19 protein-coding genes and 1 tRNA gene are annotated in these 19,712 nt (G+C 38.4%); 10 read left to right on the top strand and 10 right to left on the bottom strand.

What is annotated here, in order from left to right; all coding sequences use genetic code 11:
* Positions 1 to 15: 15 nt before the first annotated feature.
* Positions 16 to 1,167, bottom strand: coding sequence for a trypsin-like peptidase domain-containing protein (locus AC6EJA_RS07770; RefSeq protein WP_498502086.1), 1,152 nt, complete (start codon positions 1,165 to 1,167; stop codon positions 16 to 18).
* 183 nt (positions 1,168 to 1,350) lie between these two features.
* On the opposite strand from AC6EJA_RS07770, the gene AC6EJA_RS07765 reads away from it, so the two are divergent.
* Genes AC6EJA_RS07765 through infB form a run of 4 tightly spaced genes read left to right on the top strand, consistent with a single transcriptional unit; the run spans position 1,351 to position 7,205 of the window.
* A complete protein-coding gene (locus tag AC6EJA_RS07765) occupies positions 1,351 to 1,815 on the top strand; it encodes an LSm family protein (RefSeq protein WP_498502085.1) in 465 nt (154 codons plus the stop codon).
* Between the two features lie 55 nt (positions 1,816 to 1,870).
* On the top strand, positions 1,871 to 3,337 hold the full coding sequence (gene nusA, locus AC6EJA_RS07760; protein WP_498502084.1) for a transcription termination factor NusA: 1,467 nt from the start codon (positions 1,871 to 1,873) through the stop codon (positions 3,335 to 3,337).
* Complete coding sequence (locus AC6EJA_RS07755) at positions 3,334 to 3,612, top strand: YlxR family protein (protein ID WP_498502083.1); 279 nt, start codon at positions 3,334 to 3,336, stop codon at positions 3,610 to 3,612. Before nusA ends, AC6EJA_RS07755 begins: the two co-directional genes overlap by 4 nt.
* Before the next feature lie 56 nt (positions 3,613 to 3,668).
* Positions 3,669 to 7,205: a translation initiation factor IF-2 gene (gene infB / locus AC6EJA_RS07750; protein ID WP_498502082.1), complete on the top strand. Its 3,537-nt coding sequence runs from the start codon at positions 3,669 to 3,671 to the stop codon at positions 7,203 to 7,205.
* Between the two features lie 44 nt (positions 7,206 to 7,249).
* Here the strand turns inward: infB and AC6EJA_RS07745 are convergent, their stop codons facing one another.
* Positions 7,250 to 7,519, bottom strand: coding sequence for a photosystem II assembly family protein (locus tag AC6EJA_RS07745; RefSeq protein WP_498502081.1), 270 nt, complete (start codon positions 7,517 to 7,519; stop codon positions 7,250 to 7,252).
* A gap of 47 nt (positions 7,520 to 7,566) precedes the next feature.
* Between AC6EJA_RS07745 and AC6EJA_RS07740 the strand changes: the two genes are divergently transcribed.
* The 3 genes from AC6EJA_RS07740 (at position 7,567) to AC6EJA_RS07730 (ending at position 9,633) form a co-directional block, all read left to right on the top strand.
* Positions 7,567 to 7,638: transfer RNA gene (locus tag AC6EJA_RS07740), tRNA-Thr, on the top strand.
* 168 nt (positions 7,639 to 7,806) lie between these two features.
* Entirely contained in the window at positions 7,807 to 7,938 is a 132-nt protein-coding gene (locus tag AC6EJA_RS07735) for a hypothetical protein (protein WP_498502080.1), read from the top strand.
* A 102-nt stretch (positions 7,939 to 8,040) separates the two neighbouring features.
* Positions 8,041 to 9,633, top strand: coding sequence for a photosystem II high light acclimation radical SAM protein (locus tag AC6EJA_RS07730; protein WP_498502079.1), 1,593 nt, complete (start codon positions 8,041 to 8,043; stop codon positions 9,631 to 9,633).
* Here AC6EJA_RS07730 and AC6EJA_RS07725 read toward each other — a convergent pair.
* From AC6EJA_RS07725 to AC6EJA_RS07715, 3 genes are all read right to left on the bottom strand, one after another.
* The gene (locus tag AC6EJA_RS07725) at positions 9,555 to 10,358 is read right to left on the bottom strand and encodes a CPBP family intramembrane glutamic endopeptidase (protein ID WP_498502078.1); all 804 of its coding nucleotides are present in this window, start codon (positions 10,356 to 10,358) and stop codon (positions 9,555 to 9,557) included. The genes AC6EJA_RS07730 and AC6EJA_RS07725 overlap by 79 nt on opposite strands.
* Before the next feature lie 89 nt (positions 10,359 to 10,447).
* On the bottom strand, positions 10,448 to 10,759 hold the full coding sequence (gene clpS / locus AC6EJA_RS07720; RefSeq protein WP_498503578.1) for an ATP-dependent Clp protease adapter ClpS: 312 nt from the start codon (positions 10,757 to 10,759) through the stop codon (positions 10,448 to 10,450).
* A gap of 58 nt (positions 10,760 to 10,817) precedes the next feature.
* Positions 10,818 to 12,044, bottom strand: coding sequence for an LL-diaminopimelate aminotransferase (locus AC6EJA_RS07715; protein ID WP_498502077.1), 1,227 nt, complete (start codon positions 12,042 to 12,044; stop codon positions 10,818 to 10,820).
* Positions 12,045 to 12,465: 421 nt separating this feature from the next.
* Between AC6EJA_RS07715 and AC6EJA_RS07710 the strand changes: the two genes are divergently transcribed.
* Complete coding sequence (locus AC6EJA_RS07710) at positions 12,466 to 14,349, top strand: Rne/Rng family ribonuclease (RefSeq protein WP_498502076.1); 1,884 nt, start codon at positions 12,466 to 12,468, stop codon at positions 14,347 to 14,349.
* An 8-nt stretch (positions 14,350 to 14,357) separates the two neighbouring features.
* On the top strand, positions 14,358 to 14,945 hold the full coding sequence (locus AC6EJA_RS07705) for a ribonuclease HII (RefSeq protein ID WP_498502075.1): 588 nt from the start codon (positions 14,358 to 14,360) through the stop codon (positions 14,943 to 14,945).
* An 18-nt stretch (positions 14,946 to 14,963) separates the two neighbouring features.
* On the opposite strand, the gene AC6EJA_RS07700 is transcribed toward AC6EJA_RS07705, so the two are convergent.
* Positions 14,964 to 15,473 (bottom strand): DUF1997 domain-containing protein, encoded by a 510-nt coding sequence (locus AC6EJA_RS07700; protein WP_498503577.1) that lies wholly within the window; start codon positions 15,471 to 15,473, stop codon positions 14,964 to 14,966.
* A 54-nt stretch (positions 15,474 to 15,527) separates the two neighbouring features.
* Here AC6EJA_RS07700 and pheA point away from each other — a divergent pair, with 54 nt between their 5' ends.
* The gene (gene pheA, locus AC6EJA_RS07695; protein ID WP_498502074.1) at positions 15,528 to 16,370 is read left to right on the top strand and encodes a prephenate dehydratase; all 843 of its coding nucleotides are present in this window, start codon (positions 15,528 to 15,530) and stop codon (positions 16,368 to 16,370) included.
* Positions 16,371 to 16,373: 3 nt separating this feature from the next.
* Here pheA and AC6EJA_RS07690 read toward each other — a convergent pair whose 3' ends face one another.
* The 4 genes from AC6EJA_RS07690 to tuf form a co-directional block, all read right to left on the bottom strand.
* Entirely contained in the window at positions 16,374 to 17,309 is a 936-nt protein-coding gene (locus tag AC6EJA_RS07690) for a methyltransferase domain-containing protein (RefSeq protein ID WP_498502073.1), read from the bottom strand.
* Positions 17,309 to 17,971 (bottom strand): LON peptidase substrate-binding domain-containing protein, encoded by a 663-nt coding sequence (locus AC6EJA_RS07685; RefSeq protein ID WP_498502072.1) that lies wholly within the window; start codon positions 17,969 to 17,971, stop codon positions 17,309 to 17,311. The genes AC6EJA_RS07690 and AC6EJA_RS07685 overlap by 1 nt, the downstream gene beginning before the upstream one ends.
* Positions 17,972 to 18,035: 64 nt before the next feature.
* Positions 18,036 to 18,356, bottom strand: a complete 321-nt coding sequence (gene rpsJ / locus AC6EJA_RS07680; RefSeq protein WP_498502071.1) for a 30S ribosomal protein S10 — start codon at positions 18,354 to 18,356, stop codon at positions 18,036 to 18,038.
* Positions 18,357 to 18,493: 137 nt separating this feature from the next.
* Positions 18,494 to 19,687 carry an elongation factor Tu gene (tuf, locus tag AC6EJA_RS07675; protein ID WP_498502070.1) on the bottom strand — a complete coding sequence of 398 codons (1,194 nt, stop codon included), beginning with the start codon at positions 19,685 to 19,687 and terminating at the stop codon, positions 18,494 to 18,496.
* Positions 19,688 to 19,712 lie beyond the last annotated feature (25 nt).

Below are 19,712 nucleotides of genomic sequence, written 5' to 3'. Positions count from 1 at the left end.
AGACAGTAGCAGGTCCTAACTCAGTCCAGGAAGTGGGTCCGGTTTTATGGAAAGCTTAATTTCTCTACTTTCGCGCAGGATCTTTAAATCAAAAGGTCTACCAATCTCAGATTGCTCAACTTTTTCAAGAAGTGACTGCGGATCATCAATTTCATTACCTTGTGCATAAATGACTAAATCACCTCTCCTGAGCCCTGCTCGTTCTGCAGGACTATCAGGAATTACAGTTTGAACCAACGCACCTGATCTCTCAGGCAATTCCAGAAGAGAATTTGGGTCTTTATTGTGCTCTCTTGCAATCCTTGCAGTAAGTGATATCAATTGCACTCCCAAGTAAGGATGTATTACCTCACCATTTGACAACAGCTCATCCGAAACTCTACTGGCAAGGTTTATAGGTATTGCAAATCCCAAACCAGCCCCAGGACCAGATCTAACAAGAGTGTTTATTCCAATTACCTCGCCCCTTGCATTAACCAATGGCCCCCCAGAATTGCCAGGATTGATCGCTGCATCAGTTTGAATTAAATCTAGTCTTTTATCTGAGAAGCCAAGACTATTTATATCCCTATGCAGACTGCTAACTATTCCAAGAGTCACAGTACGCTCTAGACCAAAGGGGGTCCCAAGAGCTATGGCCCAATCACCAACCTCCAAATCTTCAGAGTCACCTAAGGGCGCTGATTTTAAATCAGGAAAATCTAGTAACTGAACTAGAGCAATATCAGTAACAGGATCACTACCAACAACTTTGCCATCACACTCTTGACCACTTGCAAGAGTCACATTAACTTCATCTACCTTCTCAACCACATGTGCATTAGTAAGAACTAGGCCCTCTGAGTTAATTAACACTCCTGAACCTTGTCCTCTCTCCCTTTCAGGACCCATTCCACCCTCTCCAAGAAGGTCCCTAAGTAGCGGATCGATCAAAGTGGGGTCATAAGGCTGTCTTTCAACTGTTCTTTCCGTATCGATACGAACAACAGCAGGCGCAACTCCTCTAACAGCGTCGGCAACGAAACTGTGATTTGATCTACTGGCTCCAAATTCTTCAAGAGCTAAGACAGGGTTTGAAAAAGTAAAAAGCCAGAGAAATACGAGACTAAAAATTTTTGCAATCGATTTATTTGCCTTACTTGTCTGATTTTTTTTTTCTTCGTTCATGCAATTTATGAATCTTTTGAGATCCTACTTAGTTTGAAATCGAAAGAGTAGCTTACAAAGCTCTATGTGAATCGGTTAGCCGATCAAGTATCATTGTCAGTAGCCTAACGGTACCCCTTTTATTGGGGCAGGTTAAATCTGACACCGATTGGGTCACTTCCCAATCTAAATCTTGGATTTTTCTTGAATTCACTAAACATTGAGCTTAGAGAGATTGCCTGCAAAACGGCTTCGGATGAAGGTTTTGAGGTGATTGGAATTGATTTTCATACACACTTAAACCCAATGACAATTAAGTTAGATATCCGTCCAAAAGGAGGAGGTTTTGTCTCTTTAGACGATTGTGCAAAGTTAAGCCCTTTTATAGGTGATGCCTTTGATAACTCCAAGCTCCTGAAAAATTCTTATCTTCTTGAGATAAGTAGTCCTGGTCTCTCTGATTTCTTAGAGACAGATAAAGAATTCAATACTTTCAAAGGTTTTCCCGTAGAAGTTCAATTCAAGGACAAAAATAAATGTGAAAACAAACAAAAAGGGCTACTTCATGAGAGAACAAAACAAGAATTGAAGCTTAATTGCAAAGGAAGGATTATCATCATTCCAACGACAAGTGTTATTAACGTTCGTCTTGTTAATTCAGAAGAATAGTTAAACCACCAAATCTGCTTTTCTCCCCCAACCACCTTTACTTAATCCATCATCGATGGCACTTGTTCTTCTTCCCGGACTAAATAATTTAATCGAAGACATAAGTGAGGAGAAGAAACTCCCCACTCAAGTCGTTGAAGCTGCTTTGCGAGAAGCCCTATTAAAGGGGTACGAAAGATATCGTCGGACTCTTTACCTTGGGATTAGCCAAGATCCATTCGAAGAAGAATATTTTAGTAATTTCGATGTTGGTCTAGACCTTGAGGAAGAAGGATATCGAGTTTTGGCAAGTAAAATCATTGTTGAAGAAATAGAAAGTGAAGATCATCAAATTTCCCTTTCAGAGGTTATGCAAGTCGCCGATGATGCACAAATTGGAGACACAGTTGTTCTAGATGTAACTCCTGAAAAAGAGGAGTTTGGAAGGATGGCTGCTACAACCACCAAACAAGTGTTGGCTCAAAAATTAAGGGATCAGCAAAGAAGAATGATCCAAGAAGAATTTGCTGATTTAGAGGACCCTGTACTTACTGCCAGAGTTATAAGATTTGAGAGGCAATCAGTAATTATGGCTGTAAGTTCAGGATTGGGAAGACCTGAAGTTGAAGCTGAATTACCAAGAAAAGATCAATTACCTAATGATAATTATCGGGCTAACGCAACTTTTAAAGTTTATCTCAAAGAAGTTAGTGAGGTCCCACGTAGAGGTCCTCAACTATTTGTTAGCAGATCAAACGCTGGGTTAGTTGTCTACTTATTCGAAAACGAAGTCCCTGAGATACAGGAAGGTTCAGTAAAAATAGTTGCAGTTGCTAGAGAGGCAAACCCACCCTCAAGGTCAGTTGGTCCAAGAACAAAAGTTGCAGTTGACAGCATCGAGAGAGAAGTCGACCCTGTTGGAGCATGCATAGGAGCCAGAGGTTCACGGATTCAGCAAGTTGTTAATGAACTTAGAGGCGAAAAGATTGATGTAATCCGATGGTCACCAGATCCTGTCGAATACATTTGCAACTCATTGAGTCCATCCAGAGTTGAAATGGTTAGGTTGGTTGATCCCGAGGGACAACACGCACATGTTCTTGTCCCGCCAGACCAGCTTAGTCTTGCAATTGGAAGAGAAGGGCAAAATGTTCGACTGGCAGCCAGACTTACTGGTTGGAAAATTGACATTAAAAATTCACAAGAATACGATCAAGCCGCTGAAGATTCAGTTGTTGCAGAATTGATCTCTCAAAGAGAAGAAGAAGAAGCACTTCAAAAACAAGCTGAGGATAGGTTTGCTGCGGAACAAGCTGCAAGAGCTGAAGAAGATGCAAGACTAAGAGAACTTTATCCCCTCCCAGAGGACGATGAGGACTTCAAAGAAGATTCCGAAGGAGTAAATGAAGAGGATATTTCAGGATCAGAAAGCATTGATAGTAAGCAAATTATTGATCAAGAGCCAAATAAAACAAATACAGAATCCCAAGGTATAGATGAACCCGAAGTAGAGTCGAAATACTCAGAGGATGGAACCCGGTGAACCAACAACCCGTCCTTCGTCGCTGCGTTGCATGTAGAGGAGTCTTTGATAGAAGAAGGCTTATCAAAGTAACAAGGGACTTCAAGGATGGTGTAGTCCTCGAAGGGGGAATGGGCAGATCTGCCTATATCTGTCTCAATCAATCTTGCCTAGATGAATCTTGGCGGCGAAAACGTCTTCAAAAAGCTTTGAGATGCAAGGTAGAGCAAAACATTATAGAAATTCTCAAAGATCGACTAAATCAGTGCAATGATCCATCAACTAGGGCAAGATAAATAATAAGCTGATAAATAGGCTAAAAATCAACAAATTGGACTAATCGGAAAACTTAATGACAAGCAGCGGCAAAATCAGGATCTATGAACTCTCCAAGGTTTTAAACCTTGAAAATAGAGATGTGCTTGAGGCCGCAAAAAAACTAAAAATTTCTGTAAAAAGTCACAGCAGTTCAATAAGTGATGAAGATGCAAAGCAAATAAGAAATTTTCTTAGACAAAACAAATCCCCTCTAATCGAACAAAAATCCAAGCAATCAAATTCAAAACAAATACTTTCTCTAAAAAAAGCAACCCCGCTACCATCAAAAAGCATTTCTCCCAAACAAGAAAAATCTCCCGATAAAGAAAAAACGCTCACAGCAAAACCTTCTATTCCCAAGAAACTGCATCCAAAAACAAAAGCAAGTGAAGAGATTTCCAAAAGTAACTCAGAAAATGATTCAAAAAATTTATCCAAAAAGGTCGATAAATCTCCATCCAAACCTGTTAGACAACTAATCAATAAAAAACCCACAGCGCCAAAACCTCTAGCTCCTAAACCCCGCGAAATTGGTAAACCTGCTTTAGATAGTAAAAACAATCTTCGTTCTCAAAAGCCACCCTTAGTACCAAAAAAAGATCAAAATATTAATCAAAAGCCAGTAATAAAATCAGCTAAATCACCCGACTTATCAAAGTCCTCATTATTGAGGAAATCCGACAGTCGAGATAAACCACTAACAAAGCCACAATTAATTAGTCCACCACAACCTAAACGGCCATCAGCCAATATTGTCAGTGACTTTAGGAAAAACCGTCCACTTAAGCCTCTTCAAAACGATGGCAATAGGCCAAGGGTTGATCAGGATCAGAAAAAGTTTGGTTCTCAAAGAGGTCCTGTAAGACTCGAAAAAAGGAATAATGACCAGAACAGGCCTCCTCAGAGGGCAGGTAGTAGTCAGTCTCCAAAGAAAAGCAACCCTCCCGAGCTTGTTGGAGCACCTATTCGCCGGGAAAGGCCCATAAGCAATAAAAATCAATCTCCAAAAAATCAGGGATCTCGACCAAATGCCCCTTTAAGGCCCTCAAATTCTTCTAGGAATTCAGTATCACCTCGTCCAAATAGACCTGGTGGACAAAATCGACAAGGCTCTCAATTAAGACAAGGCAATCCATCAAGACCTGGCGGATATCAACAACAAGGCAGACAAGGAGCTCCAAACAGAGCCAATCCACCCACAAGATCAGGTTCAGCTCAAGGCAGGCAAGGCATACCTACCGGCATGAGAAAACCGGTTGCACCTGGCGAATTGATGCAACTTCAAAAACCCTCTGGGCGTCCTGGCACTCCTCCTCCGAGGAAACCCAGTGGAAATACAACTGGAAATAAATCTCGCAAAGATTCTTCAGATTCAAACAAAGCAAAACCCCCAACAAATAGACCAACTCCTCCATCTGCACCAAAGAAGCCTTTCCATAGGCCAGGAGGTAATACTGGCGCTCCTAGAAAATCAAGACCTGATTGGGATGACAGTGCAAAATTAGAGGCATTAAGAAATAAATCCAATCAAAAGCAAAGGCAAAAGGTTCATATTATCGGTGAAAATGATGATGCATTAACCGCGGAAACAAGCGGTTTTGCTGGAGAACAGCAGACAACCCTTGCTTCTGCCAGTTTAGCCAGACCATCAAAGCCTAAATCTTCAAAGAAAAGTTCCAATAAGCCAACAGTTGCAATTCGAAAACGCAAGAAAGAAACAACTCGTCAGCGGCAAAGAAGAAGAGCCATGGAATTACGTGCATCTCGAGAAGCAAAACAGGTAAGACCGGAGATGATTATTGTGCCCGACGAAAATCTTACGGTTCAAGAACTTGCTGACATGCTAAGTGTTGAGAGTTCAGAAATAATCAAATCTCTTTTCTTCAAAGGAATTACAGCTACTGTCACTCAATCATTAGATTTACCAACTATTGAGACCGTTGCTGATGAGTTTGGTGTGCCAGTTTTACAAGATGATGTGGAAGAGGCTGCTAAAAAAACAGTCGAAATGATCGAAGACGCCGATCTTGCTCATCTGATAAGAAGACCTCCGGTTGTGACAGTGATGGGACATGTTGATCATGGCAAAACTAGTCTTTTAGATGCCATAAGAAAAGCCCGAGTTGCTGCAGGCGAAGCTGGCGGAATTACACAACATATTGGTGCCTATCAAATAGAAACTAAACATGAGAACCAACTCAAAAAACTAACTTTTCTAGATACGCCCGGCCATGAAGCATTTACTGCGATGAGAGCACGTGGCACAAAAGTTACAGACGTCGCAGTCTTAGTTGTTGCTGCAGATGATGGAGTTAGGCCTCAAACACTTGAAGCGATTAGTCATGCAAGAGCTGCTGAAGTGCCAATTGTTGTTGCAATCAATAAAATTGACAAAGAAGGTTCTTCTGCTGACAGAGTAAAACAAGAACTTTCTGAGCAGAACCTCATAGCTGAGGAATGGGGTGGCGATGTGGTGATGGTCCCTGTAAGTGCAATTAAGGGTGAAAATATTGACAAACTTCTCGAGATGATACATTTAGTAACCGACGTTGAAGATTTACAAGCCAATCCGGAACGTTTGGCAAAAGGAACAGTAATTGAAGCACATCTAGACAAAGCTAAAGGTCCAGTTGCCACTCTTCTAGTTCAGAACGGAACCCTTAAAGCTGGAGATGTAATTGCAGCAGGTCCTGTTCTTGGAAAAGTAAGAGCAATGGTTGATGAAAATGGGTTAAGACTCAAAAATGCGGGTCCTTCCTGTCCAGTGGAGGCTCTTGGTTTTAATGAAGTGCCTACAGCTGGTGATGAGTTTGAGGTTTATCCTGATGAAAAATCAGCCCGAGCTGTTGTTGGAGACAGAGCTTCAGACGCAAGAGCAACGCGACTTGCTCAGCAGATGGCAACTAGAAGAGTATCTTTATCAGGTTTGTCTAATCAAGCCAATGAGGGGGATCTCAAAGAACTTAATGTCATCCTTAAAGCAGATGTACAGGGAAGCATAGAAGCCATTCTTGGTTCACTTGAACAATTACCTAAAAATGAAGTTCAGGTAAGAGTTTTATTATCCGCTCCTGGAGAAATAACTGAAACTGATGTTGATTTAGCTGCCGCATCAGGAGCAGTAATAGTCGGATTCAATACGTCTATGGCCTCAGGAGCAAAAAGAGCAGCTGACTCAGCGGGAGTCGATGTAAGAGATTACGAGGTCATTTACAAACTGCTTGAAGATATTCAATTCGCAATGGAAGGACTGCTTGAACCAGAGTTAGTCGAAGAGTCACTTGGGCAAGCTGAAGTAAGAGCGATTTTCACAATTGGGCGAAGTGCAGTAGCAGGCTGTTACATAACTAACGGAAAACTACAAAGAAACTGCAAAATTAGAGTCAATCGTTCTGGGCAAATAATTTATACTGGAGATTTAGATTCATTGAGAAGAAATAAGGATGATGTAAAAGAAGTTGCCACGGGCTTCGAATGTGGAGTTGGGAGTGATCGTTTTTCAAATTGGAAAGAGGGAGATTTAATTGAAGGATTTAAAATGGTTACTCAAAAACGTAAGTTAAGTAGCTAGCTAGTAGTTGACCTTAAAGTTATTTTTGGGGGATTAAGGATCAATTAATCTTCAATATTTTCTTTTTTGCGATCAAACCAAATCAATGAAGCGAATAATAAAAATGCGCCTCCTTGAATTCCAAAATCATTTAACGACACAACATCTCCTCCCACTAAGCGGGAAATCATTATGAGTAGCCCCATCAAAGCAGCTCCACAAAACACAAACCAAAGAGCTCTCCGTGGGCCATAAAAAGGATTTTTAGTTTCCTTAAGTAATTTTTCGCGTAGTTGAGGATCTATTTTGGGATCTGGTTTTAGTGGTTGGTTCACGTTTTTCGTAAATACTTGTAAATAGTTAATGTTATCTTCAAATACACGCCGGTGTAGCTCAGTGGCAGAGCAACTGATTCGTAACCAGTAGGTCGTTGGTTCAACTCCAATCACCGGCATGTATTCGCAAGCCAAGCAATAACCTGATATTACTGGGCTTATTCAAGATTTAAAATTGGCAAATAAAAATTTTTGTACTTCAATTTTTGAGAAAATCGTTCATCAAAGTCTTAGACCTGATAATTTAATTAATACATTCTGCTCTGAAACTTTCTAGGGGGCTTTAATTGACGAATACTTCATACTTGCCAGTTTTAGGACTGATACTTATCTTGCTGGGTTTTGTAGTGAAATTTGAAATTAAAGTAATAAACGCTGAGGAGCAGCAAGAATTTGGAGATGGAAAGACTAAAAATTAAAATCCAATCTTCTTTCAGAAGGTAACTGAACTTGTTAGATTACCGTAACTTTATAAAAAACTTTTAAAGTCGTTTATCAAAACGCCGAGAGTTACTTGAAATATGGGATCTTCCTTCCAAGGAAAAAATGAAGAACGTGTCCTATTTATTAGGCTACCTTGTAATCCCATTTTCCCAATAGGACCAATATATCTGGCAGATTACTTACATAAATGTTTCCCCGAGATACCTCAAAAAATTCTTGATTTAGCCGCCCTCCCAAGCCTTGATGTTAAAAAAACACTTCTTCAAACAATTGGTCTGTTCAAGCCAACACTCTTAGTTTTCTCTTGGAGGGACATACAAATTTATGCTCCTGTCGATGGTAGGCAAGGTAACCCTCTTCAAAGTTCATTTGAGGTTTTCTATTCTCGAAACCCACTCAAAAGGATTCACGGGGCTTTGGGTGGATTAAGACTGATGAGCAGTCACTATGGTGAATTATGGCGAAATCAAAAGTTGATCAAAAAAGGATTAAAAAAAGCTAAATGTTTCCATAAAAAAGCAAGGGCTGTTGTGGGTGGTGGTGCAGTAAGCGTTTTTTACGAACAACTAGGAAAATCTCTCCCTAAAGACACTCTCATATCTGTTGGTGAGGGTGAACTTTTACTAGAAAAATTAATAAAAGGTGAATCCATAAATGATGAAAGAAGTTTTAACGCCGGCGAAGAACCACGAAATAATTTAATCCATGAAAAACCTAACAATTTAATTAAAACTGCATGCAACTATGAATATATAAGATCAATTTGGCCGCAATTAAATTGGTATCTTGAAGGTGGTGATTTTTATGTAGGTGTTCAAACTAAAAGGGGTTGCCCACACAATTGCTGTTATTGCATATACACAGTTATTGAAGGTAAGAAAGTTCGTATAAATCCAGTTGATGAGGTAGTTGCAGAAATGAGGCAACTTTATGATATGGGTGTTAGAGGTTTCTGGTTCACTGATGCACAATTTATTCCTGCAAGGGGTCATATTCAAAATGCAAAAGAACTTCTTAGAGCGATCATTAATGAAGGTTTAATCAATATAAAATGGGCTGCCTACATTCGGGCCGATAACATAGATGAAGAACTTGCAGAACTCATGGTAGAAACAGGCATGAGTTACTTTGAAATTGGAATAACTTCAGGATCTCAGGAGTTAGTTAGAAAAATGAATATGGGTTACAATTTAAGAACTGTTTTAAAAAACTGCGAATTACTATCAAAGGCGGGATTTAAAGACCATGTTTCAGTTAACTATTCATTTAATGTTATTGATGAACGTCCTGAAACAATAAGTCAAACTGTTGCTTACCATCGAGAACTTGAACGTATTTTTGGTGAAAAGAACGTAGAGCCTGCAATATTTTTTATTGGATTACAACCACACACACTTCTTGAGAAATATGGCTTTGAAAAAGGGCTGATAAAAAAAGGTTATAACCCAATGAGCATGATGCCATGGACTGCGAGAAAGTTACTCTGGAATCCCGAACCAATGGGTAAAACTTTTGGACGAATTTGTTTAGAGGCTTTTGATACCCATCCAAATGACTTTGGAAGAACTGTAATGAAACTCCTTGAGAGAGATTATGGATTAACTTCTTTAGAAGAATCACTAACAGTAAATTCTGGTAATCGCAAAAATCTCACTAAAGTTCTTCGCTGAGTAAAAATAAGTATCAAAAATGAAATTATCCCAACAGCACCGCCAATAGGATTTGGTGATACATTTGGCCCAATAATCACTTCAGGAGCTTTTGAAGAGAATTCAAAGATCGCCTGACTAACTAGGAACCAAAAGCCAACTAAACCACCATGCAACGAGATGGCTCCCCAAAGAGATCCATTATCTCTTAATCTTATTAAAGTCAAAGAAAATCCTAATAAAAACAATCCAAACAATAGAAATAGCATTTCCCAAAAAGACAAATCAAATCGAATATGAACTAAGCTAAAAATTAGTGGTTGAATAAATAACCCTTTTCTCGCGCCAAATAAATATTGAAACTCATTCATTAACCAGCCCCTAAAAATCAATTCCTCCGCAAACCCAACAAACAAACCAAGGAAAATTGCATTAATTAATTTCCCAAAATTAAAATCATTTACGTCCGTAACATACCCACCAAAAAACAAAAGGGAAAATGTTAAAAATACTAATATCAATGAGATAAGTAAGCCTTTGAATATTTTTATTATTTCCTGATTTAATATTGGATTGAATAGCCCTAATGAGTTTAGAGTTTTATTTTTGTTCCATCGTATAATAGACCATGATTTTAATGAAAAAATAAATAAAATAAAAGTTAAAATGGTTCCCAGCAAAGATATATTTACTTTCGATACTTCCCATACGAAAATATTATATAAATTTGCAATAACCCAACCCAAACAGTAAAGAATTGGTATGTGAGTTAATGTTGGAAGCCATTTTTTATCCTGGCTTAGCCAACATTGCCATTGATTAAGAAAAAAATAAATCAGTTTTCTTTCTCGATTGTGCTTGTTAAGCCTTTGGCTTTTAAAGATTCTGAATAAAATTCTGCTGGTTCTAAATCACACACTATTACCAATCCGATACCAGTATTGTGGGCTTCAAGCATTATGGCCAAGGCATCTTGCTCGCTTAAATGAGGAACCACCTGCCGAAGAGTATTCACAACAAATTCCATTGAATTTACTGGATCATTGTGAAGTAAAACCTTGTACCTAGGAGAGGTTTTTCTAACTTTTTCAGTTTGTTTCTCTAGAACAGCGGAACCTGCGGAATTTTTTCCAGGCATCTCAACCATTGGTCCTCCTCTTTCATCCAATTTATAAAACTGTAAAAGCTATTTTGAATAATTGGCGCTAAAGACTGGATATCCTTTGCATTGCCTCTTCAACATTACTCCTACTGTTAAAGGCAGAAAGCCTGAAATAGCCCTCACCAGCTGAACCAAATCCACTCCCTGGTGTCCCAACAACATTTGCTTTAGTTAATAAATAATCAAAAAATCCCCATGAATCTCTACCACTTGGAACTTTCAGCCAAACATAAGGTGCATGTTCACCACCAAAAACTTTGTAACCACATTTCATGAGTGTATTTCGAATAATCTCTGCATTTGCCATGTAGAAGCTTATTAATTTTTTTATTTGGGCTTGCCCCTGCTCCGAATAAACCGCCTCTGCACCTCTTTGAACAACATAATTTACACCGTTAAATTTAGTGCTCTGCCTTCTATTCCATAATTTCCATAACTCTATTTTTTCTCCGCTTGAAGATTGTCCTTTCAATGATTTTGGAATTACACAATATGCACAGCGGGTACCTGTAAAACCAGCATTTTTTGAAAAAGATCTAAATTCAATTGCACAATCTTTTGCCCCTTCTATCTCATAAATTGAATGTGGCAGATCATTATTTTGAATAAACGCCTCGTATGCTGCATCAAAAAGAATTAAGGATTGATGATCAAGTGCATAATCGACCCATTTTGCAAGTTGCTCTTTAGTCGCAACCGCTCCTGTTGGATTGTTTGGAAAACACAAATAAATCAAATCAACCTTTTCCTTAGGGATTTCCGCTTGAAAATTGTTGTATTCGGTTAAGGGAATGTATTTCAAACCTTCATACAACCCACTCTCATCGGCCAAACCAGTCTGACCAGCCATAACATTACTATCAACGTAAACAGGATAGACAGGGTCAGTTACGGCTATTTGGTTACCATCTCCGATGATGTCAAGAATATTACTGCTGTCACATTTTGAGCCGTCTGATACAAAAATTTCCTCGGGACTTATTTCGCAACCTCTTTTTAAATATTCCCAAGTGGCTATTTTTTCTCTAAGCCACAAATATCCCTGCTCAGGTCCGTAGCCATGAAATCCATCGTGAGTGGACATTTCATCAATAGCAAATTTCATTGCTTCACAACAAGCCGCTGGCAAAGGCTCAGTAACATCTCCAATTCCAAGTTTAATTAGGCTTACACCAGGGTTATTACTTACAAAGTTACCCACCCTCCTTGAAATTTCAGGGAATAAATAGCCAGCTTTTAATTTCAAATAATTAGCGTTTACTTTGACCACAGTGAGTTAAAAAGACAATTCAGTTAATTCTATTAAAGTCTTTGATTTGTTTTGAAATCCTCGAAAAGCATTTAGTTAAAAAACGTTCATTCTCAAATGTATGACTAAATGACAAAAATATTAGAAAAGGTTTCGCCACTACTCTCAAAAATTTAAAAAATAACAATGCATGGAGTGCTAATATAATCATGGAGCTCAAGGTTACCTAAAAGAGGTCTTGACTTAACCCAAGTTTTAAATGGAAAAGCCTTAAATTCAGGCAATTTCCCTCCAGTATCTTCTCTTCAGGCTCGATTAAAAGAAGAGCAATTAGTGACAAAATCTCCACCGTGAGGCCTAAGTAACCACAACACGCTGATTGAATCTTCTAGATAAATTTTTTGATTTTTTTCGAGTCAAGTTGAGTTAACAATTTTTTCAGATGCGCCAGCAAATCATCATCGCTGAGCAGATGCGCATAGCGGCACTGCTCAAAGAGGAAAATATCGAAGAACTTATAGTCGCAAAGGGTCGCTACCAAATTGGGGATGTTTACCTTGGCACCGTAGAGAATGTTCTTCCTGGTATCGATGCAGCTTTTGTAAATATCGGCGAAAGCGAGAAGAATGGTTTTATTCATGTAAGCGATCTTGGACCACTAAGACTAAAGAAAACATCTGCTGGCATTACGGAGTTACTTGAACCTAGGCAAAAAGTTTTAGTGCAAGTTATAAAAGAACCTACTGGAAATAAAGGTGCAAGATTAAGTGGAAACCTTGCTTTACCAGGAAGATATTTAGTACTTCAACCACATGGTCAAGGTGTAAATATATCCAGAAGAATTAACTCAGAGTCCGAGCGCAATAGACTCAAAGCAGTAGGTATTCTTATAAAACCACCCGGTACAGGATTATTGATAAGAACTGAAGCTGAAAAAGTTGATGAAGAGTTATTAATAGAAGACCTTGAATACCTGCTAAAGCAGTGGGAGATAATTCAACAAACCTCTGAACATTATTCACCACCAAGCTTAATTAAGAGAGATGAGGATTTTATTCAAAAGGTTCTAAGAGATCACATAAGTTCAGAAGTATCAAAAATAATTGTTGACAGTCAACAAGCCGTTGAGCGTGTTCAAGATTTTTTAAATAATCAAGTTTCAAATTTGTCCATAGAAGCCCACCAAGGGCCCTCTGATATTTTCCAACATTACAAAATTAATCTCGCGATTCAGAATGCCCTTCAACCCAGAGTTGATCTACCGTCTGGGGGATATATAATTATTGAACCAACAGAGGCACTAACAGTTATTGATGTAAATTCCGGATCATTTACTAGATCAGCAAATGCAAGAGAAACTGTGCTTTGGACAAATTGCGAGGCGGCAAAGGAAATTGCTCGCCAATTAAGGCTTAGGAATATTGGAGGAGTGATAATAATTGATTTTATTGATATGGACTCCAGGAAAGATCAATTGCAATTATTAGAGGATTTCTCATCTGCCATAAAAAATGATTCAGCAAGGCCTCAAATTGCTCAACTTACAGAATTAGGACTTGTGGAACTTACAAGAAAAAGACAAGGTCAAAATATTTATGAACTCTTTGGAAAAGTTTGTCCAGATTGTTTTGGTTTGGGGAATATACCAGAACTGCCTGATAGTGAGAATTATTTAGAAACCACATCTAAAGTGAATTCAGCATCTGATAAAACTGACCAAAATATAAAAATTACAAATGAGCCACAAATTAATTTAGATTTTTCAAATAAGAATAATGAAAAGATAAATTTAAATCATGATGATAATATTACTGATAACAATATACAAAATAATATAGTTTCAAGTGGCACAATTGATACAACTTCCGATTTACAAAAAAATAAACTAAAAACAGAATTAATAACAGTTAAACTTAATGAAGTAGAAGAAGAAGTTTATAGAAATCTGGGATTTAGTCCAAAACTTTTATTAGATGAAAGTCAAAGCAATGAAAATTCTATTATCTGCATTTTAAGGGAAGGTGATGATTCAGAAGAAGTTATAAAGCAAGCAAAGCAACTTATAAGTTCTAATACAAATAGGCATCGCAAAAAAAATCGATTTTCCATCAAAAATTCAAGTAAATCTAATCTTGCTACATCAACTTTAGATAATGAACAAATTGAAATTGAAGAAATAGATACTGAGCAAGAAATCAAGCCATTGGTTGAAAATATACCAATAAACGATGATAAAGAAGATTTAAAAAATGAAGAGGTTAGTTCTAGCATTGAAGATCAAGATGATCCAAGAAGAAAAAGGCGACGTTCATCAGCTGTTAATTAAATATTCCTATGAAAAACAGCAATTCCAAAATTGTCGGAGTTGATGAAGTTGGAAGGGGATGTCTTTTTGGTCCTGTATTTGCTGGTGCAGTTGTCTTAAACAAAGATAATGAAGAAATACTATTAAATGCTGGTCTAAAAGATAGTAAAACATTATCCAAAAAAAAAATTTCTGCGTTATCAGTGCTAATAAAGAATAATTGCTTGGATTGGTCTATTGGGGAGGCGACTGCTGAAGAAATAGATAACCAAGGCATCAGGGAAGCAACTGAATTTGCAATGATTAGAGCATTAAAAAAATTAAGGGAAAACCCAACTCTTATTTATGTAGACGGCTCATTACCAATAAGAGGCTGGGAGGGGCCTCAAAAGACTTTCATAAGAGGAGATAGCCGATATCCTGCTATTTCAGCAGCCAGCATTATTGCAAAAAAGTCTCGAGATATTTTCATTCAATGTCTTGCAGAAAATTACCCTAAATATGGGTTACATAGCAATGTTGGTTATGGAACAAAAGAACACATTGATGCAATAAAAAAATATGGAATAAGCGATTTACATCGAAAGACTTTTTTAAAAAAAATTAGTAATATTTAGGCATCTATTGCTAATAATTTACTCATTGCACCACTTATTGAAGTCCTCAATAAGCTGCTTCCCAACTCTCGCCTTGATGCCCAGAAGTATCCCATTAAGTACTGAATGCCCAGTTGACTCGAGTATTTTGGGTGGGATCAACCTTAAAAGGGGTGGCTGACTTACTGTAACTCCCAGTATGGCTTCTCCTTCCAGGCCTCTAGAGGTAGCTTCTAAAGTTGATTGTAGAGTTAGCTCAAAGTCATCAATAAAACCCAAGCCATCAAGCTGACTATCAGTAACATGCATACTTAATTTCCCAGGCGAGCTTACCACTCCAATAGTTACAACTGGGTTTACCTGCAATTGAAATACATTGAAACTAGTTACAACATATCTAAATTTTCCTGGTTCCAATGGAGTCAGCTTTCTAGAATCAAGCATTGCGCCAACAACTCTCTCCTCTTGTAAGAGATAATCAGGAAGGCGCTCAGAATTGCTTTTTACAGGCAGATCTAGTTTTTGTCGTGCGTCAAAGGCCAGAGGCATAGTCAATTGCTTGTGCGGCATGATTTTATCTTCCCTTACTCTTTTTTTTTACTAATGCGAACACGTGTAGCTTATTTAGGACCAAAAGGAACATATGCTGAGCAAGCAGCTTGTCTGCTTTCAAATCTTGAAAAGCTTGATGCACCTGAGTTCTTACCATGTAAAGGCCTCCGCAATGTCATCGAGCATATTGCCAATAAAGATTGTGAAGCTGCTGTAGTACCAATCGAAAATTCTGTAGAAGGTGGAGTGACTACAACTCTTGATTCTTTATGGGCACATCCACAATTATTTATTAGAAGAGCCATAGTGATGCCTATTCGCCACGCACTTTATAGCTGTGGGCAATTATCGAACATATCTGAGGTACTCTCTCACCCGCAAGCCTTAGCCCAATGCAGTGAATGGTTAAATCAGAATATTCCAAATGCGTTGCTACTTCCTACTAATTCAACTTCTGAAGCAATACGTATGGTTAAAGGTAGCAAGTTCAGAGCTGCTATTGGTTCAAATAATATTGAGGACCTAAATGATCTAATAAAATTAGCCTACCCAATTAATGACATTCAGGGTAACTGTACTAGATTTGTTTTACTACATAACCAGGAAGTTATAAGAGATAGTGAATATGCAAGTCTTGCATTTTCACTCAAATCAAATACTCCAGGAGCATTATTAGCAGCACTTAATTGTATTGCTAACTTTGGATTAAATATGAGTCGGATTGAATCCCGGCCATCAAAAAGAGAATTAGGTGAATATATATTTTTTATTGATATTGAACTTAACCAAAAAACATTTAATATCAAAGATGAACTTGAAAAGATACTATTTCCACTTTGCGAACATATTGTTTTCTTTGGCTCTTATCCTAACCATGAAATCAAGGAAATTTAAATTTTAGCCTCGGGTTTTAAATACGCCAAATTGCATAAGGCCTTTTGAAAAAGCCCATCTCATCATCAAAATTGTAGGTATTTCTCTAATACCCTTAAAAATACTTTGTATACCCAAAGATAAAATAGAACTTGGTCTTCTAAAACCCTCAATAATTGAATCATTCCAGGAAGGCAGGGTGAATTGAGTCCAATCATCAACTTCTACTTGACCTGCTGAATATGGGCTACTTAACATATTTTTTTTAAAACCATTAATACTCGAGAATTCTGGGTGAGCCCACTGATTTAATAGTTGTCGCAAAATAAACTTCTCAAAAATCGTTGTTTTACATGCCAGCGGATCTCTCCGGTTCCAATCAGCTACAACCAATACTCCTCCTGGCCTGAGGACTCTTAACATCTCATCCGCGTAACGTTGTTTATCTGGCATGTGAGGACCTGCTTCAACACTCCAAATCCCATCAAAAGATCCATTCTGGAAACTCAGATTTAGAGCATCCATAACCTCAAAACGACAGGTAACTTCATCACCGGTTAAATTTCTTGCCCTATCAACTTGCGCTGGACTAATAGTTACACCCACAACTTCGAAACCATACTCCTCAGCCAATATTCTCGAGCTACCACCAATGCCACATCCCACATCGAGAATTCTTGAACCTCTTGGCAAAAGATTTAATCCACTCCACTTAACAAGTTCATGAACAAAATCAACTTTTGCTTTCCTAAAATCTGGTTTTCTCTCACCCAATTTATAAAACCCCAAGTGAATATGTTCACCCCATAGCTTTTCCAATAAAGCATCCTTAGTCCAAGAATCATATGCCAGTGCAACACTCTCAGATGAGCTGTATGCACGAGCACGTTTAAACCAATAAATACTACCCAGGCAAAAAACTATACAAATTAAACTTAAAAGAAAAATCCAGCTAGGCATTAATTATTTCTCTGATCTGCATTGGAAAAAGTATCTTTTAAAGCTGTTCTGGCAGCAAGTTGTCTTCTTGTATGATCAAGCATTTCAAATTCTCGTTCCAACCGAATTGTAGTATCTCTCATTTCTAAGAGTTTTTGTTGCTCATCAGCTGCTGGGCCACCAAGATGAGCCGCGATCCAAAAGGATAGCTCCCTGGGAATTTCCGGTAATCCCTCGGGAAGTGTAGTTTCGGAATCAGTTAGTTTCCCACTAAGCGATACAACGTCTCTGAGTGCTCCTAAAACGGATTGAGAGAGTTTATTCAAACTATCCTGATTAATTGGTGGTTCATCATCTATCCAACTAACAAGAGCAGTGCAAAAAGGGGCCTCGCGAGTTATGTCCAATACTCTGAATCTTTGCTGACCCATGGTTACGATATTGCTTCTTCCATCATCAGAGGTCTGATGTTTAATAATTTGAGCACAACATCCAACTTCAGCAACTTTTTTTGTTTTTGTATCTAATCTAACTACCCCAAATTTACTATCTGATTCCAGAACGCTTTTAAGCATGATCCGATATCTAGATTCAAAGATATGCAAAGGGAGTACCTCTTGAGGGAAAAGGACAACCTCAGGCAATGGGAAAAGCGGTAACTCCCTGACTGATAGTTCGGTCACGGGACGCAAAAAAAACTTATCTTAATCCTAGATACATGATCAGGGATTTGAGGAAAAAAAAGCTTCAAAGTTTAACTTCTATATCAACACCGCTGGGTAAATCAAGTTTCATAAGAGCATCAATAGTTTTTGCTGAAGGGCTGTAAATGTCAATAATTCTTCTATGTGTTCTGGTTTCAAAATGCTCTCGTGAATCTTTATCTACATGAGGAGATCTCAAAACGCAATAAATTTTACGTTTAGTGGGCAATGGTATTGGTCCAATTGCACTTGCAGATGTATTGTCTGCTGTCTCAATTATTTTTTCACAGGAGAGATCGAGCATTCTTCTGTCAAAAGCTTTCAGTCGAATACGAATCTTTTGCTGTGCAATTACTGTTGACATAAGAAATACCCTGAAATTCCTTGGAAAGTGATAAACAAGTTGTCTAGATGCAAAAAAAACCTTTTTAGGCTTAGCTTGGAGACTATATGAGAATAATAGTTGATGGCCGGGATCAATTCCCAGCCATCAAGTTTTAATTATTCGATAATCTTAGATACAACACCAGCCCCTATTGTTCTGCCGCCCTCTCTAATAGCAAATCTCATACCTTGTTCAATAGCAACTGGACAGATGAGTTCACCAGTCATTTTAATGCGGTCACCAGGCATAACCATTTCAACATTACTTCCATCATCTGAGGTGAAAGCAGTAATTTGACCAGTCACATCAGTTGTTCTGATGTAAAACTGTGGCCTATAACCAGCAAAAAATGGTGTATGTCTGCCACCTTCTTCTTTTTTGAGTACGTAAACTTCTCCTTCAAATTTTGTATGAGGTGTAATTGAACCCTTCTTAACAAGAACCATTCCACGTTCGATGTCTTCTTTTTGAATCCCTCTAAGTAATAGGCCAACATTATCTCCCGCCATTCCTTCGTCAAGAAGTTTTCGGAACATTTCAACACCAGTAACGGTTGTTAAACGGGTATCTTTAATACCCACGATTTCAACTTCCTCTCCAACTGTTACTTTTCCTCTTTCGATTCTTCCGGTTGCAACTGTTCCTCTACCTGTTATGGAGAAAACATCTTCAATTGCCATCAAAAATGGTTTATCAACTTCTCTCTCTGGCTCTGGTATGGAATCATCGACAGCAGTCATAAGCTCTTCGATTTTTGTTTCCCATTCAGCACTTCCTTCCAGAGCCTTTAATCCAGAAACCTTAACGATAGGTACATCATTGAAACCATATCCCTCGAGAAGTTCACTGATCTCCATCTCAACAAGCTCGATGATTTCATCATCATCAACCATGTCACATTTGTTTAGAGCAACAACAAGAGCAGGAACACCAACCTGTTTCGCAAGGAGAATGTGCTCTTTTGTTTGAGCCATGGGTCCATCAGTAGCCGCGCAAACAAGAATTGCACCATCCATTTGTGCTGCTCCTGTGATCATGTTCTTCACATAATCAGCATGTCCAGGGCAATCAACATGAGCATAGTGACGGCCCTCCGTTTCATATTCAACATGAGCGGTATTGATGGTAATACCTCTCTCACGTTCCTCAGGGGCACCATCAATGTCCCCATAATCTTGGGCTTGTGCCTGTCCCTTTTTAGCCAGCACATTAGTTATTGCTGCAGTGAGGGTTGTTTTGCCATGGTCAACGTGGCCAATTGTTCCAATGTTGACGTGAGGCTTGTTTCTCTCGAACTTCTCGCGAGCCATTTTTTTTAAAGAATCGGGGTTTAGT

The organism is Prochlorococcus sp. MIT2309 (genome assembly GCF_059772305.1).
The sequence above is the reverse complement of the archived record's forward strand: the minus strand, read 5'-3'. Positions and strand labels throughout refer to the sequence as shown.

Coding starts and splice junctions, on each gene's coding strand:
- AC6EJA_RS07770 (WP_498502086.1), bottom strand. CDS start 1,167: ATGAACGAAGAAAAAAAAAATCAGACAAGTAAGGCAAATAAATCGATT.
- nusA (WP_498502084.1), top strand. CDS start 1,871: ATGGCACTTGTTCTTCTTCCCGGACTAAATAATTTAATCGAAGACATA.
- infB (WP_498502082.1), top strand. CDS start 3,669: ATGACAAGCAGCGGCAAAATCAGGATCTATGAACTCTCCAAGGTTTTA.
- AC6EJA_RS07730 (WP_498502079.1), top strand. CDS start 8,041: ATGGGATCTTCCTTCCAAGGAAAAAATGAAGAACGTGTCCTATTTATT.
- clpS (WP_498503578.1), bottom strand. CDS start 10,759: ATGGTTGAGATGCCTGGAAAAAATTCCGCAGGTTCCGCTGTTCTAGAG.
- AC6EJA_RS07710 (WP_498502076.1), top strand. CDS start 12,466: ATGCGCCAGCAAATCATCATCGCTGAGCAGATGCGCATAGCGGCACTG.
- AC6EJA_RS07705 (WP_498502075.1), top strand. CDS start 14,358: ATGAAAAACAGCAATTCCAAAATTGTCGGAGTTGATGAAGTTGGAAGG.
- AC6EJA_RS07700 (WP_498503577.1), bottom strand. CDS start 15,473: ATGCCTCTGGCCTTTGACGCACGACAAAAACTAGATCTGCCTGTAAAA.
- pheA (WP_498502074.1), top strand. CDS start 15,528: ATGCGAACACGTGTAGCTTATTTAGGACCAAAAGGAACATATGCTGAG.
- AC6EJA_RS07690 (WP_498502073.1), bottom strand. CDS start 17,309: ATGCCTAGCTGGATTTTTCTTTTAAGTTTAATTTGTATAGTTTTTTGC.
- rpsJ (WP_498502071.1), bottom strand. CDS start 18,356: ATGTCAACAGTAATTGCACAGCAAAAGATTCGTATTCGACTGAAAGCT.
- tuf (WP_498502070.1), bottom strand. CDS start 19,687: ATGGCTCGCGAGAAGTTCGAGAGAAACAAGCCTCACGTCAACATTGGA.